The 16,629-nt window shown below is 61.9% G+C and carries 14 protein-coding genes and 4 pseudogenes; 8 read left to right on the top strand and 10 right to left on the bottom strand.

The features are described from left to right. Positions 1-20 precede the first annotated feature (20 nt). Complete coding sequence (locus I0D00_RS03875) at positions 21-1,172, top strand: tyrosine-type recombinase/integrase (RefSeq protein WP_213638431.1); 1,152 nt, start codon at positions 21-23, stop codon at positions 1,170-1,172. On the opposite strand, the gene I0D00_RS03870 is transcribed toward I0D00_RS03875, so the two are convergent. The 6 genes and pseudogenes from I0D00_RS03870 to trbG form a co-directional block, all read right to left on the bottom strand. Then, a complete protein-coding gene (locus tag I0D00_RS03870) occupies positions 1,138-1,422 on the bottom strand; it encodes a pyocin activator PrtN family protein (protein ID WP_213638430.1) in 285 nt (94 codons plus the stop codon). The genes I0D00_RS03875 and I0D00_RS03870 overlap by 35 nt on opposite strands. A gap of 153 nt (positions 1,423-1,575) precedes the next feature. After that, positions 1,576-1,935 (bottom strand): histone-like nucleoid-structuring protein, MvaT/MvaU family, encoded by a 360-nt coding sequence (locus I0D00_RS03865; protein WP_213638429.1) that lies wholly within the window; start codon positions 1,933-1,935, stop codon positions 1,576-1,578. A gap of 149 nt (positions 1,936-2,084) precedes the next feature. Continuing rightward, entirely contained in the window at positions 2,085-3,584 is a 1,500-nt protein-coding gene (locus I0D00_RS03860) for a Fic family protein (RefSeq protein WP_213638428.1), read from the bottom strand. A 213-nt stretch (positions 3,585-3,797) separates the two neighbouring features. Then, positions 3,798-4,019: a DUF2274 domain-containing protein gene (locus tag I0D00_RS03855; protein ID WP_213638427.1), complete on the bottom strand. Its 222-nt coding sequence runs from the start codon at positions 4,017-4,019 to the stop codon at positions 3,798-3,800. Beyond that, entirely contained in the window at positions 4,016-5,290 is a 1,275-nt protein-coding gene (locus I0D00_RS03850) for a TraB/TrbI/VirB10 family type IV secretion system protein (protein ID WP_213638426.1), read from the bottom strand. The genes I0D00_RS03855 and I0D00_RS03850 overlap by 4 nt, the downstream gene beginning before the upstream one ends. A 2-nt stretch (positions 5,291-5,292) precedes the next feature. Next, positions 5,293-5,949 (bottom strand): annotated as a pseudogene (gene trbG, locus I0D00_RS03845) (P-type conjugative transfer protein TrbG); the annotation flags it as partial. Between the two features lies 1 nt (position 5,950). Here trbG and I0D00_RS03840 point away from each other — a divergent pair. Continuing rightward, positions 5,951-7,222, top strand: a pseudogene (locus tag I0D00_RS03840) (PAS domain-containing sensor histidine kinase); the annotation flags it as partial. 3 nt (positions 7,223-7,225) lie between these two features. Next, on the top strand, positions 7,226-7,861 hold the full coding sequence (locus tag I0D00_RS03835; protein ID WP_213638424.1) for a response regulator transcription factor: 636 nt from the start codon (positions 7,226-7,228) through the stop codon (positions 7,859-7,861). A 241-nt stretch (positions 7,862-8,102) separates the two neighbouring features. Here the strand turns inward: I0D00_RS03835 and I0D00_RS03830 are convergent. From I0D00_RS03830 to I0D00_RS03820, 3 genes and pseudogenes are all read right to left on the bottom strand, one after another. After that, positions 8,103-8,243, bottom strand: a pseudogene (locus tag I0D00_RS03830) (IS110 family transposase); the annotation flags it as partial. Between the two features lie 58 nt (positions 8,244-8,301). Beyond that, positions 8,302-8,373 (bottom strand): annotated as a pseudogene (locus I0D00_RS21810) (hypothetical protein); the annotation flags it as partial. Between the two features lie 60 nt (positions 8,374-8,433). After that, positions 8,434-9,219, bottom strand: coding sequence for an IclR family transcriptional regulator (locus I0D00_RS03820; RefSeq protein WP_213638423.1), 786 nt, complete (start codon positions 9,217-9,219; stop codon positions 8,434-8,436). 215 nt (positions 9,220-9,434) lie between these two features. On the opposite strand from I0D00_RS03820, the gene I0D00_RS03815 reads away from it, so the two are divergent. From I0D00_RS03815 to I0D00_RS03800, 4 genes are read left to right on the top strand one after another with little or no spacing between them, the layout of a single operon-like run. Beyond that, on the top strand, positions 9,435-10,580 hold the full coding sequence (locus I0D00_RS03815) for an efflux RND transporter periplasmic adaptor subunit (protein WP_420850794.1): 1,146 nt from the start codon (positions 9,435-9,437) through the stop codon (positions 10,578-10,580). 14 nt (positions 10,581-10,594) lie between these two features. Then, complete coding sequence (locus I0D00_RS03810) at positions 10,595-13,735, top strand: efflux RND transporter permease subunit (RefSeq protein ID WP_213638421.1); 3,141 nt, start codon at positions 10,595-10,597, stop codon at positions 13,733-13,735. Beyond that, a complete protein-coding gene (gene adeC, locus I0D00_RS03805; protein ID WP_213638420.1) occupies positions 13,732-15,156 on the top strand; it encodes an AdeC/AdeK/OprM family multidrug efflux complex outer membrane factor in 1,425 nt (474 codons plus the stop codon). Before I0D00_RS03810 ends, adeC begins: the two co-directional genes overlap by 4 nt. 55 nt (positions 15,157-15,211) lie before the next feature. After that, positions 15,212-15,733, top strand: a complete 522-nt coding sequence (locus tag I0D00_RS03800) for an acyloxyacyl hydrolase (protein WP_213638419.1) — start codon at positions 15,212-15,214, stop codon at positions 15,731-15,733. Here I0D00_RS03800 and I0D00_RS03795 read toward each other — a convergent pair. Then, positions 15,675-15,980: an antirestriction protein ArdA gene (locus I0D00_RS03795; protein ID WP_246533171.1), complete on the bottom strand. Its 306-nt coding sequence runs from the start codon at positions 15,978-15,980 to the stop codon at positions 15,675-15,677. The genes I0D00_RS03800 and I0D00_RS03795 overlap by 59 nt on opposite strands. A 360-nt stretch (positions 15,981-16,340) precedes the next feature. On the opposite strand from I0D00_RS03795, the gene I0D00_RS03790 reads away from it, so the two are divergent. Continuing rightward, on the top strand, positions 16,341-16,562 hold the full coding sequence (locus I0D00_RS03790) for a hypothetical protein (protein WP_213638418.1): 222 nt from the start codon (positions 16,341-16,343) through the stop codon (positions 16,560-16,562). Positions 16,563-16,629 lie beyond the last annotated feature (67 nt).

The following is a 16,629-nucleotide window of genomic DNA, read 5'->3' as shown; positions in this document are numbered from 1 at the left end:
GGCCAGGAGGGCGTACCACTGTGGCAACCATTCGAGCCCGAAAGAGCGCGGACGGCTCGCTCCGCTATACCGCGCAGATCCGTATCAAGAAAAACGGCATGCAAGTCTACCAAGAGAGCCAGACTTTCGCCCGCAAGCAGGCCGCGCAAGCCTGGGCCAAGCGTCGCGAGACCGAATTGGATGAGCCAGGTGCTATCGAGCGGGCGAATTTCTCGGGCACCACTGTGGCCTCTATGATCGAGAGATATCTTGAGGAATACGGCAAAGCCAGGCCTATCGGCAAGACCAAGAAGGCGACTCTCGAGGCCATCGCCAAGACCTATCTGGGTGAGTGCGAGGATCGCCGGGTGAGCGCTCAGGTGCTGGTGGACTACGCCCTATGGCGCATGAGTGACGAGGGTGGTGGCGTCCGGCCGCAGACCGCGGGCAATGACCTTGCCCATCTCGGCGCCGTGCTATCCGTAGCCCGTCCTGCTTGGGGGTGCGAGATCGACCCGCATGCGATGGCGGATGCGCGGAAAGTGCTGACCAAGTTGGGCTACAAGCTGAAGAGTCGCGAACGCGATCGCCGACCGACGCTGAATGAGCTGAATTTGATATTTGCAGAGTTTGAGAGGGTTCTCGAGGCTCGACCAACGTCTATCAATATGTTGAAGGTGTCATGCTTCGCCATATTTTCCACTAGGCGACAGGAGGAAATCTGTCGTATCCGCTGGGATGATCTCGATGGGTCTCGGCAGTCGGTGATGGTGCGGGACATGAAGAACCCGGGCGACAAGATCGGCAACAACGTCTGGTGTCATCTGCCTGACGAAGCCTGGTCAATCGTGCAGAGCATGCCGCGTTTATGCGACGAAATTTTCCCTTACAACAGTGAGTCGGTGTCCACCGCCTGGAGTCGAGCTTGCGAGTGTGCTGGAATTAAGGACTTGCACTTTCACGACCTTCGCCACGACGGCGTCAGTCGGCTATTCCAAATGGGGTGGGATATCCCTCGTGTGGCAAGTGTTTCTGGTCATAGGGACTGGAATTCGTTGCGACGCTATACCCACCTGAATGGGCGCGGCGATCCCTATAACGGATGGAAATGGTTGCCGAAGGTACTGGCATCAAGCGTAAAGTTTGGTGATCGTACGCTCAACGGGCTCTCCCGGCGCGGCGGCCGCCGCTGAGTTGATCCCGCTCCCTGATCGCCTCTAGTCGCTGGGCGTCGAGATAAGCGGCTAGATCCTCAAGGTGCACGCCCTTGGCAGACTTTTGGCTTGGTTCCATGCGCACGATAGGGATGGGCAGTGCGCCTTGCAAAGCCTTGCGCTGGAACATCTCGGGGCTGAGGTGTGAAAAATAGTCCTGACAAACTCGATCGAGTGGGACTATTGCCTGCCCTTCGTACTGCGCCATCAGCAAAAACAGTGTTTTCATCGCTCCGTGCCACCGCACAACTCCAGTGGGTCCAGCCTAGGGGCAACGTTTCTAGAGGCAAACCAGCTGTGTCGCAGGCAGGCGAGGGAAAGGGCGTCTCTGAGGCGGGGCATTGGCGCCGTAGGAAATACGGCGCCTTTGGGCGTGTTGGTGCTACTGCAGCCAGCCCTCAACCACGTCGGCGCCGAACTCTTCTTTCCAGGCTTTCAGGATTTTGTGGTTGCCACCCTTGGTTTCCACAACCTCACCTGTCTTGGGATTCTTGTAGCGCTTTACTTGGCGAGGTCGGCGCGGCCCGGCATCCTGCTTCGCGGGTTTGGTAACTTTGGTTTGCGGGTCAAGGATGGCGATGATATCGCGCAGGCTCTTGTCGTATTTCGACATCAAGGCGCGAAGCTTTTCCTCAAACTCCATTTCCTTTTTCAGGCCATCGTCTTTCTTGAGTGCTTCCAGTTCTGCCAGTTGAGCGGCCAGCTGCTGTTCAAGGGCACGAAATTCGGCAAGTTTTGACATGTGGCATCTTTCCTTTCGTATGTGGGTAGTATCCTATTAATATAGCTCTTAAAAACCACGTATAGATAGTGCTGGATGGCTTCCGCAGAGCCGACTGTTATTTTTCCGTCTACTTTTTGTTCCGCTCAGCTACGGCTTAGTAGATACGATCATGGGCGTTCTTCTTGAGCTGCACGTTGCTCGCAAAGTACTTGTTGGGCAATCTGTTCGATGTAGTCGAAGGCTTCAGTGGGGACCGTGTACTGGTATTGCTTACGGCGGTGTTTTGAAACAAAGCCATCATTGGTCAGGCACATCATCACCAGATTAGCCAAGTCGCTGCCGCGGATGTCGAACCGCTCATCCACAGTCCTGTAGACCTTGTCGTAGCACTCTAGGAAAGCGGCTTCTTCCCGGAGTTCGACCTCTAGGGCGTGCTGAGCCATTTCCATGGTGAAGATGACGCAGGCAGTTGCGTCCCAATAGCGGTAAATCGCCGCATCGCCTCGGAAGTCGAAAGTTAACTTGCCAAAGTCGATCCATTGCACATCCCAAAAATCCCGGGCTGGGCGGGAGAATCCCTGCAAGGCCTCCAGATACAGGCGCTCCTCACGTTTCATAGCCACTGACACTGGAAGTAGAAGGCCGTTCTCCAAGGCACCTGCCCGGCAAAGTGCCTGGTGGATCAAGAATCGGGAAAGGCGTCCGTTTCCATCCATGAAGGGGTGGAGGAATACGAAACCGAAGGAGATGATTCCAGCTGCTACCAGCGGGTCGATCTGGCTGGGTGCCTCATTCGCAAACTGCATGAGGCTTTCCATCAATTCGCGGCACAGCTCTGGTGATGGGGGAACGTAAGTTACCCCCGCAGCCCCCTGAAGCGCTCCTGCGAGGTGGTTTTGTTCGTGCCTGAATGCCGCAGCTAGATCATAAGGGTTCGATACTGTGGCGTTCTGCAACGCCACCAGATACTCCTCGGTCAGAGGCTGTCGCTCATGTGCCTGGCGTAGCAGTTGAATAAATCGCCGCGACTTGTCCTCGCTCGGCGCTTCGCGTTCGATAGCGAACGAGTCCTTGGTCTCATGTAAATAGGCCCAGTTGATCGCCCGATCCATCATGATCGGTGGCAGGGACTCCATGAAGGCTTTTGCCCGGCCAAGAATGTCGTGTTCCTGAAGCTCGTTCAGCCTGGTGGTTCTTTCCACGGTGGCGCAGTAGTGCATGTTGCCGAGGCCGTTGAACTCAACCCTCCATCGCGAGTTTCTCGCTCCCGGGCGGGTCACGTAGTGCCTGGGATCGAAGAGCGGTACGAAGGCGCCTCGAACCGGCGCATGCTGAGGAACCTCCTCGCCAGTAAACGCTTCCCTCAGATAGCACGCCTTGCGAATGTAGATACCGTTGGGCGCCTCTTGCAGGGCATTCTCCAGGGTTGTGACTGGTATCTTGGGGAGAGCCTGGGCCAGAATGGCAAGATTGATCCCCTCGTGCTTCAGGGCAAATAGAATGTGGCCGAGCAAATCATCGGCTCCCGGCGCGGTGGCAGGTGGTACAGCCAAGGTCTGGCCTATCTTCTTCAAGCGAGTGACAGGTTGCACAATGGCTGGCAGGCGCAAGGGGAATGCAGACAACTGCATGGCTTCGCGTAGCCAGGCGTAACCGACTAGGTGCATGTCAAAAATCCTTTCGCTTGACTCGGATCACCAGATTTTCTTGATTGAGACAAGAAAATCCTCACTTATGCCGATTCTACCGATTTTTTCTTAATTTATTCGGGTCAAATTCGTCCGAGTGGCTTTTCTGGCGAAGGCCCTGCTCATCGTTGTGATCAGCCTCTCTGGAAGAAAGTCGTGACAGGCGGCCTGCCTGGGGAAAACACTCGGTCTTCAGGTCGCGGTACCACGTCTTCTGAATACCCGATCCCTCGCCATGAACGCCTCCAGCATGTGCGGAATGAGCGTCAGGGCATCGACCTCTTCGCCATAGGCTTGCGAGTGCAGCGAGGCGTAGCGCTCGAGGTCGGCCTTCAGGCTGGCGGGGCAGGTGAAGGTCAGCTTCAGGCTCTCGGTTTTCGGCAGCGGGCCGAGGCGCAGCTTGGGCGTGCTCATTGCGGGTTCCTCTGTTGAGTGGAGAAGGACTGGTAGGGGCGCAGCACCAGGTCGCGGTTGACGATCACGCGCAGGGGCAAGCCGGGGCGCTGGGTCAGCGTGGGTTGGATATCGAGGTTGCGGCGGGTGACCTCCTGGCCGACCTGGTTCACCGTGTCCTGCAGGCTGTCGCGTCCGGCGATAATGATGCGGTCGCCGTCGGTGCGACTTTCAGGCGCCGCTAACTCGGCACCGATGCCCAGCAGGCTGGTCATGGCTGCGCCGGCGACGATCCGGTCCCAGTGCCAGTCGACGCCATCCTCCAGGCCGGCATAGCCGGCGGCGTCGCTGCCGACCAGGTTGTCGAGTTGGAAGGACGAGGTGTCCGGCAGGATCACCCGCTGCCACACCACCTGCACGCGACTCTGCCCGTAGCTCACCTGGCTGTTGTAGCGGCCGAGCAGGCGCGAGCCCTGGGGGATCAGCACATGCTGGCCGGTGGCGCTGTCGTAGACCGGCTCGGTCACGGTGGCGATCACATCACCGGGCAGGTCCGACTTGATCCCGGTGACCAGGGCCGCCGCGATGACGGTGCCGGCCATCACCTGGTAGGGCGAGTCGGGCATCTGCAGCAATCCGGAATTACGGATTTGTGCATTTACGGATTTACTGAGGAACGCCTCGTTCTGCTCCTGCTGGGCTGGTGTTCCAGATACTCCGGCTACCATGGCTGACGGCACTGCACCCAGGATCTCGGGATCGAGTTGGGCGCCCCCAGTGGATGCAGCGTTCGATTTCCTCGCGCTGCCAGTCTGGAAAAACACCGAGGACAGCGCCGCTTCCTCGGCTTCCTTGAGCCTGGCCAGGCGTTCGGCCTCGGCCGGGTCGGGACCGGCTTGGCCGTAGCCATAGCCCTGCGCCTGCTGCTCGGCCCTGAGAATGGCACCACCCAGGTCACCGGGCAGGGGCGGACCCAGCTGCGGCACCTCGGGTGCGGCGGGGGGAGGCAGTTGCGAGTAGTCGGCGGGCAGCTGCTCCAGGCCCTCGGAGCGGGCGATGCGCTCGACGTTGTACAGCTCGGTCTGCTCCGCGCCCTGGCGTCGCGGCTGGGGCTGCAGCGACCACAGCATGGCGCCCAGCACCGCGCTGGCCAGTCCTCCGACCAGTACCGCCAGCATGCGCGGATTGAGGCGGGTGACCGGGCGCGGTTGCGCCCGCAGCTCCAGCGACTCCGGTGCCTCCTTGGGCAGCGGCGAAGGCGCCGCGGTTTGACTGTCGTCCTTGGCATTCATGCTCAGGGCCTCCGTGCCACGCCATCGGTGCGCTCGATCCGCACCACATCGCCCTCGTCGGCGCCCAGGCGCAACTCGGCCGCGCCGAACAGGCGGTCGACTATGTAGTAGGGCGAGCGGAAGCGGTAGTTCACCAGTTGCCCGTCACCTTCCGGGCCGATCACGAACAGCGGCGGCAACTCGCCCTGGGCAATGCCGGCGGGGAACTGGATATACACCTTGCGCCCGTCGTCGAAGGCGCGCAGTGGCTTCCACGGCGGGTTGCCGCCGCTGATGGCATAGCGAAAGCGCAGCTGCTCCAGCGCCAGGCCGGCGCCCACAGGTGCCGCCACTTGCGCGGCACTGGCACGACGCTGCAGTGCGAGCATGCGGTCCTTGGGGTAGTCCCAGGACACCGAGGCCATCCAGGCGTGCTCGGTGGAGCTCAGCTCGATCAGGTAGGTGCGCCGCGTGGTGGTGATCACCAGATTGGTCTTGAGGTCGGTTCGGGTCGGCTTGATCAGCACGCTGACCCGCAGTTCTTCGCCGCTGCCGCTGGAGGTGTCGCCGACGATCCAGCGCACGGTATCGCCCGCTGCCACGGTGACCAGCTCTTCGCCGGCCTGCAGGTTGATCGCCGTGACCCGACCGGGGCTGGTGTAGACCTGGTACAGCGCACCAGACGGCTACCACACCATGACCTACCGGATCCGTCACCGAGACGGTCACTACCTGTGGTTCGAGACTGCCAGCCGGGGCATACGTGAAACCTACACCGGCTCGGTTGTCGAGGTGGTCAGCGTGTCGAGGGACATCACCGCGCGGGTCCATGCCGAGGAAAACAGACGGCGGCTTGCCGAGGTGGTCGAGGCCAATACCGATCTGGTGTTGTTCATCGACTCGCAGAAGCGTGTCACCTTCCTTAATCCGGCTGCGCGCCGCGCGCTGCAGTTGGAGCAGCAGCAGCCGGTACCTGCGCTGGACGAGTTTCTGCCCCGCGATGACTGGGCGCGCTTGGCGTGTGAGGGCTGGAGCACTGCCGAGCAGTGCGGGGTGTGGAATATCGATTCACGTCTACAGCCACCGGGCGGCGGTGCTGCATTGCCCGTGTCGCTGGTACTGCTGGCACATCGTGCTGCCGGTGGCGAGCGTTACTACTCGCTAGTCGCGCGGGACATGAGTGAACGTGAACTGCGCGAGACTCAGCAGCGTCGGCACCAGGACGAACTGGCACATACTGCGCGGTTGGTGACCCTTGGCGAACTGGCGTCCGGCATTGCTCATGAAATCAATCAGCCGCTGGCGGCGGTGGTCAATTATGCCTGCGCCAGCCAGCGCTATCTGCAGAGCCTGGGCGACAACCCCCAGGCCGGCGAACGGATAGGCCAGGGGCTGGCCCGTATCACCGAGCACGCGAATCACGCGGCCGAGGTAATCAAGCGTTTGCGCGCTTTTCTGCGCAAGGGCCAGCGTCGCATGCAGGCTCTCGACTTGAGTGAGGTGGCGCGTGGCGCGGTGCGGCTCTGCGCATGGGAGGCAAATAGCTGTCAGGTGGCGATCGAGGAGCAATTCCCGGACAATCTGCCGCCGGCCTATGTTGACCGGGTGTTGCTCGAGCAGGTCCTGCTTAACCTGTTGCGCAATGCCATCGAGGCCAACCGCGAGGCCCATCCTGATCACCCCTCACGGATTGAGCTGTCTGGGGCGGAGGTGGCGGGCGAACTCTGCATTCGGGTACAGGATCAGGGAAGTGGGGTGGCCGAGGCCGAGCTCGAGCACATCTTCGCCCCGTTCTACACCAGTAAGGCCGAAGGGCTGGGGCTGGGGCTGTCGATGAGTCGCAGCATCATCGAGGGTTTCGGCGGATCTCTTGAGGCTTTAGCCGGAGAGGGTGGCGGTCTATGCCTCGAGTGTCGTTTGCCATTGGCCCGAACAGAACAACATCCGGAGTGATAGATGCCGCAACAACAAGAACAGCTGGTCTACGTGGTCGACGACGATCAGGGCATGCTTGACTCCACCGTCTGGCTACTGGAGTCCGTCGGTCTCAAGGCATTGCCCTTTACCAGTGGCCGCGCCTTTCTCGACGCCTGCGAGCCTGATCGCAATGCCTGTGTATTGCTCGACGTGCGTATGCCAGGCATGGGTGGGCTGAACGTACAGGAAGAACTGCGCCAACGCGGCATCGAGTTGCCGTTGATCTTCGTCAGCGGGCACGCCGACGTACCCATCGTGGTGCGGGCATTCAGAGCGGGGGCGGTGGACTTCATCGAGAAGCCCTACAACGAGCAGCTGCTGCTGGACAGCGTGCAGCAGGCGTTGAGCAGAAGTGCGCAGCCCGTCCGCCATGATGCCCGCCTGGCTGAGGTGCAGGCTCGCCTGGACAGTCTTACCCCACGCGAACGTGATGTCCTGGTGCCGCTGGTGCGTGGATACACCAATCGAGAGGTGGCCGAGCAGTTGGATATCAGCGTCAAGACGGTCGACCTGTATCGCTCGCGAGTGATGAAACGCATGCAGGCTGAAACCCTGCCGGAATTGGTCGGAATGGCCATCGCCGCTGGTTTGGTGGATCCCTTGGCAATGCGCTGACGGCTTCTCGACCTGGGGGGCGGGCCCGCGACCAGGCGCTAGGGGAGCCTGGTTTACTGTCGCCAAAACGGCCGGTGCCTTCCTGTTCCCAGAGGGTGGTAGCCATGTCACGCGTAGCCCATTTAGCGTTTCCCCTGCATCGTGACGAATCCTCTTGCATTAATGACTTGCCTGTTCCGACAGTCTCGCCTCTCACCACAACCACTCGAAAACCTGCATGCCCTCCTGATTACCCCCGCCGTCAGGCGGGCCTTGCGCTGTGCCAGTCGCCGCTGAAGCGTCGTTCGTGGCACCACACCGCCCAGCATATGCGGACCAGTTTGTTGGCCAGGGCCTCCGCCGCCTTGTTGTGGCCGATGCGCTCGGCCGTCGCCAACGCCCAAGATGGCGTGCTTGTCCTTGAAATGCCAATAGACCGCACCGCGTGTCACGCCCGCCATCTTGACCACCGTTGCCAGCGCGGCATTATCTGAATCGCCCCCCTCATCCCAGAACACTTCATTGGCAGCCATCAGAATCTTGCGTCGGGTCAGTTCCGCCTCAGCAGCGGTTCGTCTAGCCATGCGTTCGCCTCAGGATGTATGCGAAGCGCGTCGGCCGATGGCCCGCTCGACGCTCTGTTTGCAGCTGTGCAGCGCCTGCTGAAATGGCTCACGACGAGTCACCAAGCGCGCGGTCGGTCCGACGACTGCAATTGAGTAACGACCCAGATAGGTTTCTAGCGTGATCGCAAACGAACTGAGACCTTCGATCAACTCGCCGTGCTCTTCGGCAACGGTGCCCTCAGCGATTTGGCCAAGCTGTTCTAGCAGCGTAATCCGGTCAGGCGTGCAGGGGGTCACGATCGGCAGCGGGTCGGGCAGCAGCGGTTGCATCCATTCATCGGACAGCGCCGCCAGCAACGCTTTGCCACTCGCGGTCGCATAGGCCGGCGCCTTGATACCAATGGGAAACACCACCCGCAGCTCTCGCTCGGCCACGACGCGGTCGACCACGTAGGCCTTGTTCCCGACCAGCGTGCTGACACAAACCGACTCGTCCAACTGCTCGGAGAGTTCGAGCATGTAGGGCTTGAGCAACGTGATGATGTCCGTCTGGGTCTGGCTGATCAGTTGCCCGAGTGCTGGCCCCAGGCGGAAGCCGCCAACGGGGCCGAGGGTCTCGACTAGGTACTCGGCCTCCAGCGCGGTGATGATGCGCTGCACCGTGGAGCGGGGCAGGTCGACGATCTGCGCGATGGCGGCCAGGCTCAGTCCCTGGGGGTTGTCGCCCAGAGCCCGCATGATCGCTCCTGCGCGGGCGATTACCTGAATACCGCCGTGCCGGCCGGCTTCACCGGCCTGGTCTGTCTGTGTCATGGCGTCCTCTCAATGTGCTGCGCCCACTTGGGCAGCGGGCATTTTCCAGCAGCTTCGCCAGAGTGAACAGGCATTGTTCAAGGTCGCCGACCTGAGTTGCCGGCCGTTTCGTTCAGACCTGTTACATATTCCGAGTTGTTTGTCATGAATCGCATAGTGATACACTGGACCGCAATACGGTACAACCTTTCGTGCATCAGGGGAGACAACAGGTGATTCACCGAAAAGCTAAATCGCGCGCATGGCACTCCGTTCCGCTGGCGGCACTGCTGCTGGCCGGATGTGCGGAGTCGGACAAGGCGCAAACCGCGGCGCCGGCGCCGGAAGTGGGGGTCTATCGGGTCGAGGCGCAGCCGTTGATGCTGACTACCGATCTGCCGGGGCGCACCAGCGCCTACCGCATCGCCGAGGTCAGGCCACAGGTCACGGGCATCCTGCAGCGGCGGCTATTCGCCGAAGGCACGGAAGTGAAGAAGGGGCAGCAGCTGTACCAGATCGATCCGCGCACCTACGAGGCGCGACTGGCGCGCGCCGAGGCCAACCTGACCACTGCCGAGAACCTGGCCCAGCGCTATGAACGGTTGCTCAAGACCAGCGCGGTCAGCCGCCAGCAATACGATGACGCCATGGCGGCGTGGAAGCAGGCTCAGGCCGAGGTGCAGGTCGCGCGCATTGACGTGCAGTACACCAAGGTGCTGGCGCCGATCTCCGGGCGCATCGGCCGTTCGGTCGTCACCGAGGGCGCGCTGGTCACCAATGGCCAGGCGCAGGAGCTGGCGACCGTTACCCAGCTCGATCCGATCTACGTCGACGTCAACCAGCCAATCACCAAGCTGCTCGACCTGCGTCGCGCCTTGGAATCAGGTCGTCTGCAACGTTCTGGAGATAACCAGGCCGAGGTCAGTCTGACGCTGGACGATGGCAGCGCCTACCCGCTGCCGGGGACCCTGAAATTCTCCGAGGTCAGTGTCGATCCGACCACCGGCTCGGTGACCCTGCGGGCCGAGTTCCCCAATCCGGACCGCAAGCTGCTGCCGGGCATGTTCGTACATGCGCTGCTCAAGGAAGGCACCCAGCAGGACGCACTGCTGGTGCCCCAGCAGGCGTTGAGCCGCGATTCGCGCGGTGTGCCCAGCGTCTGGGTGGTCAAGGTGGACAATAGTGTTGAGCTGCGCGAAGTCGAGACCCTGCGCACTGTCGGCAATGCCTGGCTGATCGGCAAGGGCATCCAGAGTGGCGAACAGGTGGTGACCGAGGGGATCCATCGGGTGCGCAGCGGCGTCACGGTGAAGCCGGTCGCGGCGGAAAACGTCGATCTGGTCGCCGAGTTCGCTCCCAAGTCCGATGCAGTGCTCAACTGAGGAGCTGAACGTTCATGTCCCGTTTTTTCATTGACCGGCCGATCTTCGCCTGGGTGCTGGCCATCGTCGCCATGCTCGCCGGCGCGCTGTCGTTGGTAAAGATGCCGATCAGCCAGTACCCCAACATCGCCGCCCCGGCGGTTGCCATCGCGGTTTCCTATCCCGGCGCCTCCGCGCAGACCGTGCAGGACACCGTCGTGCAGGTCATCGAGCAGCAGCTCAGCGGCCTCGACGGCTTCCGCTACATGTCTGCCGAAAGCAGCTCGGACGGCAGCATGACCATCATAGTGACCTTCGAGCAGGGTACCGACCCGGACATCGCCCAGGTCCAGGTGCAGAACAAGCTGCAACTGGCCACACCCAGGCTTCCCGAGGAAGTGCAGCGCCAGGGCCTGCGAGTCGTGAAGTACCAGAAGAACTTCTTCCTGATCATTGGCTTGGTGGACACCACGGGCAAGATGAGCAACTTTGACCTTGGCAACCTGATCGCCGCGCAGCTGCAGGATCCCATTTCGCGCATCAATGGCGTAGGCGACTACCTGCTGTTCGGCTCGCCCAACGCCATGCGCATCTGGCTCGATCCGGCCAAGCTCAACAGCTACCAGTTGACTCCAGGCGACGTGGCGGCCGCCATACGCGAACAGAACGTGCAGGTTTCCTCCGGGCAGCTCGGCGGCCTACCGACACGCAGCGGCGTGCAGCTCAACGCCACCGTGCTGGGTAAAACCCGCATGACCTCGCCGGCCGAGTTCGAGGAAATCCTCGTCAAGGTCAAGGCTGACGGCGCGCAGATCCGGGTGAAGGACGTGGCCAGAGTGGAGCTGGGCGCAGACAACTTCTCGATCTCCAGCCAGCACAACGGCCGGCCCTCGGCCGGGCTGGCCTTGCGGCTGGCCAGTGGTGGCAACCTCCTGGAAACCGTGGAAGCGGTGAAGGCGGTCATGGAGAAGCAGAAGGCTTATTTGCCGGACGGCATTGAAGTGCTCTATCCCTACGACACCACGCCGGTGGTGGAAGCCTCGATCAGCTCGGTGATCAGCACCATCGTCGAGGCCGTCGTGCTGGTGTTCCTGGTGATGTTCCTGTTCCTGCAGAGCTTTCGCGCCACCCTCATTCCCACCCTTGCGGTGCCTGTCGTGTTGCTCGGTGCCTTTGCGCTGCTGCCGTACTTCGGCCTCAGCATCAACGTACTGACGATGTACGCCATGGTGCTGGCCATCGGTCTGCTGGTGGATGACGCCATTGTCGTGGTGGAAAACGTCGAGCGCCTGATGCATGAAGAAGGCCTCTCGCCACTTGAGGCCACGCGCAAGTCCATGGGGCAGATCTCAGGCGCGCTGATCGGCATTGGCATGGTGCTGTCGGCGGTGTTCCTACCAATGGCCTTCTTTGGGGGCTCGGCCGGGATTATCTACAAGCAGTTCGCCGTGACGATCGTGGTCTGCATGGGTCTGTCTGTGCTGGTTGCATTGATCTTCACGCCGGCCTTGTGCACCACGGTCCTCAAGGCGCCCACAGGGGATGGTCACCACGAGAAGAAAGGCTTCTTCGGCTGGTTCAACCGAAGCTTCGATCGTGGCGCCAACCGCTTCGAGCGCGGTGTCGGCGGCATGCTCAGGCACCGCGGGCGCTACCTGTTGGCGTTCGCGCTGATCACTGCCGGCACTGGCTACCTGTTCACGCAGATTCCCAAGGCGTTCCTACCCAACGAAGACCAGGGCTTGATGATGGTCGAGGTGCGCATGCCTGTGAACTCTTCGGCCGAGCGCACCGAAGCGGTACTGGAACAGGTGCGTGACTACCTGCTGAAAGAAGAAGGCGAACTGGTCAACTCGGCGCTGACCGTCAACGGTTTCAACTTCGCTGGCCGCGGGCAGAACTCCGGCCTGGGCCTGGTCATGCTCAAGGACTGGGACCAGCGCGCGGAGGAAGGCCAGGACGTATTCAGTATTGCCGAGCGCGCCAACGTCCACTTCGCCGGGATCAAAGACGCCACCGTAATGGCCTTCGTACCGCCGGCGATCCTGGAAATGGGTAACGCCATGGGCTTCAACCTGTATCTGCAGGACAACGCCGGGGGCGGTCACGGGGCACTAATGGAGGCGCGCAACCAGTTCCTGCAACTGGCCAACCAGCATCCGAAGCTGCGCGCGGTGCGCCCCAACGGCAAGGACGACGAGCCGCAGTTCCAGGTCAACATCAATGATGAGAAGGCCCGTGCGCTACAGGTCAGCATCGCCTCGATCAACGAGACCATGTCAGCGGCCTGGGGCTCCATGTACGTCAACGACTTCATCGACCGTGGCCGGGTCAAGCGCGTCTACATCCAGGGCGAAGACACCGCGCGCATCTCGCCGGAAGACTTCGACAAGTGGTACGTGCGCAACGCTCTCGGCGAGATGGTGCCGTTCTCGGCCTTCGCCACCGGCGAGTGGGTGTTCGGCTCGCCGAAGCTGGAGCGTTACGGCGGTATTTCCTCGGTGGAGATTCTCGGCGAACCGGCGCCCGGCTACAGCACCGGAGACGCGATGCTCGCCATTTCCGAGATTATGCGTGAGCTGCCGCCGGGCATCGGTTTGAACTACACCGGTCTTTCCTATGAGGAAATCCAGACCGGTGACCAGGCGCCCATGCTTTACGCGCTCACCGTGCTGATCGTCTTTCTCTGCCTGGCAGCCCTCTACGAGAGCTGGTCGGTACCGGTGTCGGTGATGCTGGTGGTGCCGCTGGGCATCCTCGGTGCGGTGCTCGCGACCCTGTGGCGCGACCTGACCGCCGACGTGTATTTCCAGATCGGCCTAATGACCACCGTCGGCCTGTCGGCGAAAAACGCGATCCTCATCGTCGAGTTCGCCAAGGAGCTGTACGAGAAGGAAGGACTGCCGCTGGTGCAGGCCGCGATCGAGGCCGCGAAGCTGCGCCTGCGGCCGATCATCATGACCTCCCTGGCGTTCACTTTCGGCGTGCTGCCCATGGCGCTGGCCGCCGGCGCCGGCGCCGGCAGCCAGCACTCGGTCGCCACCGGCGTGGTCGGCGGGATGCTCACCGCCACGGTGCTCGCGGTGTTCTTCGTGCCGCTGTTCTACGTGGTGGTGGTCAAGCTGTTCGAAGGCCGCAAGACGTCGCCAGTCGTTGTCGAAGGAGAAACCGCATGAATCTCAAGGCTCTGACCGTGGTGGTCGCCCTGGCGCTGGGCGGCTGCACCCTGATTCCGGACTACGAGCGCCCGCCGGCGCCGGTTCCGGCCGACTGGCCGCAGGGCGCGGCCTACAACCCGGCCCAGGAGGGCGGCGTGAGCGCCGCCCTCCTGGGCTGGCAGCAGTTCTTCCTTGACCCGGCGTTGCGCCAGCTGGTCGGCGTGGCGCTGGACAACAACCGCGACCTGCGCCATGCAGCCCTCAACGTCGAGGCCTACCGGGCGCTGTATCGCATCCAGCGCTCCGAGCTGTTCCCCACCATCGACGCTGGCGCCGCCGGCGTCCGCCAGCGCCTGCCGGACGACCTGTCGCGGACCGGCGAGTCGGGCATCCAGAGCCAGTACGACGTGTCGCTCGGCGTCGCCTACGAGCTGGACGTCTTCGGCCGCATCCGTAGCCTCAGCCGCGCGGCGTTGGAGCAATACATGGCCACCACCGAGGCGCAGCGCAGCGTGCAAATCGCCCTCGTCGGCGATGTGGCGACCGCCTATTTCACTTGGCGCACCGACCAGGCCCTGCTGAAGCTGACCGAGGCCACCCTGGACAGTTACCGGCAGAGTCTGGAACTGATTAGAGCCAGCGCCGAAGCGGGCACCGCCTCGGAGCTCGACGTGCGCCAGGCGCGCACCTTAGTCGATCAGGCCCGCACGCAGAAGGCATTGTATACCCGGCGCATCGCCGAAGACGCCAACGCCCTGCAGCTGCTGCTCGGCACCGGCATTCCTGCGGACCTGCCAGAGGCCGACAAGCCGAACATCGAGCTGCTCGCCGACTTCCCCGCCGGCTTGCCGGCGGACCTGCTGCTGCGCCGGCCGGACATTCGCGCCGCCGAACACCGCCTGCTCGCCGCCAACGCCAATATCGGCGCGGCCCGGGCTGCGTTCTTCCCGAGCATAGGCCTGACCGGCGCGGCCGGTACTGCCAGCCGCGAGCTGAGCGGCCTGTTCGACGCAGGCTCGGGGACCTGGAGCCTGATGCCGCAGATCAACATTCCGATCTTCACTGCCGGACGACTCAAGGCCAATCTGGACTACACAGAGGTGCAGAAGAACATCAACGTCGCCGACTACGAGAAGAGCATCCAGACCGCTTTTCGCGAAGTCGCCGACGGCCTCGCCGCGCGTGACAATCTTGGGGGGCAGGTTAAGGCCCAGCGCGACCTAGTGGAGAACAACCAGGCCTACTATCAGCTCGCGCGCCAGCGATACGACGAGGGCGTGGACGCGTACTTGACCGTACTCGATGCTCAGCGCGAACTCTTTGCCTCTCAACGGCAACTACTGAGTGATCAGCTATTGCAGCTGAACAGGGAAGTCCTGCTGTACAAGTCTCTAGGTGGTGGCTGGCGCCAAGGCGACCCTGTTGCTTTCGCGAACTGAAAAGAGTGGCTGCTCCGTGCGGCCATATTCGTGACTGGAAAAGAAGGAGTCCGATTTGAAACGAAGCAACATCATCCTGTCCGGCGTAATCGCATTGGGACTTGCCGGGCCCACTGTTCAGGCAGCCGAATTCTCGGGCGCCATCGGCGCAACCGGCCAAGGCGAGATGACCTTTCGAGCTGCCTTGGCGCAAGCCTGGGACAAGCGCTGGTGGCAGAGCGAAACCGGGCAGCTGGGCGGCTATTGGGATGCCGCCTATACCTATTGGGAGGGTGGAGACGAAGCTTCGGGCGCGCACTCACTGTCGTTCAGCCCGGTACTAACCTACGAATTCAGCGGTTTGCGCTACACGCCTTACATCGAAGCGGGGATCGGCGTTGCGTTCTTCTCCAAGACGGACGTCGGCGAGCAGCAGCTAGGTTCTTCATTCAACTTCGAGGACCGGCTGGGGGTTGGGATGAAGCTGCCGGGCGAGCGCAAGGTCGGCTTGCGCGCGATCCACTATTCCAACGCAGGCATTAGCCAGCCGAACGAAGGCATCGAATCCTATTCACTGTTCTACAGCCAGGCGTTCTGAGGTCCTGGGCGTAGTCGGCCAACGACGTGTAGCAGCCGCAGTAGTCTTCCTCGGCCGCTTTGCGCGCCTGCTCCAGGTCGTTGAAGTGGACGAACAGGGCGCCGCCGAACTCGGGGTATTCCTCGATAAGGCAAGCGATCTCGTGGGCGCTCTCCAGGCCTGCGTATTCACCGAGGCGATAGCCCTCGAAGTCGTGAATGGCGTATTCATCCTCGCAATAAAGCGCACCTAGTTTCCAACATTCCAATGAGCGGCCGCTTTGCTCCAGCCTGACAAGGTTTCATTGAGCTTTCGAGGGCACTCGCCTGAAGAGTGGGCGACAGGAGGGGCGTTGAGCCTCTATCGCTACGCTTACCGATTTGCGGCGTGAGGACGATGAGCGAAGCCTCCGGGAGGCTGGGAGGCTGGGAGGCTGGGAGGCTGGGAGGCCGCTGCCGTTTGCGGGCAAAAGCCGCCGGCGGTACGTCGAGCCGGGCAACAGGTCAAATGTTCAGTCAATTGTTGTATGGCAGGTAATAGTCATTCTCTCGAGCCGCTATTTTTCCACTGGCAGCCCCTAACTACTATGGCCTCAAGTTTTAGCAGCTCCCCACTTGAGGATCACGACATGCATAGAAACTCGATTATTGGCTTGGTTTTTTCTGCGTTCCCGCTGCTTTTTACCCAAGTCAGCCTGGCCGAGGAATCCCATTCGTTCGTCGAACGCAACATGGCGCTGCAACAGCAGCGTGAGGCCCTCGTGCAGGAGCGGGCCGTCGCCGAGCAGCCAGTTACGCCATCGCTGCAGCAGGCTGCCGAGCACAGCAAGCAGGCACATCGGGATAGCTGATAGACGCAACTCCCCCTCCTCTTGACGTTGATGGATGATTGCTCCTTTATCGACGTTTTTTTAGCCG

The sequence above is a fragment of the Pseudomonas lalucatii genome (assembly GCF_018398425.1).
Lineage (GTDB): Bacteria > Pseudomonadota > Gammaproteobacteria > Pseudomonadales > Pseudomonadaceae > Aquipseudomonas > Aquipseudomonas lalucatii.
The sequence above is the reverse complement of the archived record's forward strand: the minus strand, read 5'-3'. Positions and strand labels throughout refer to the sequence as shown.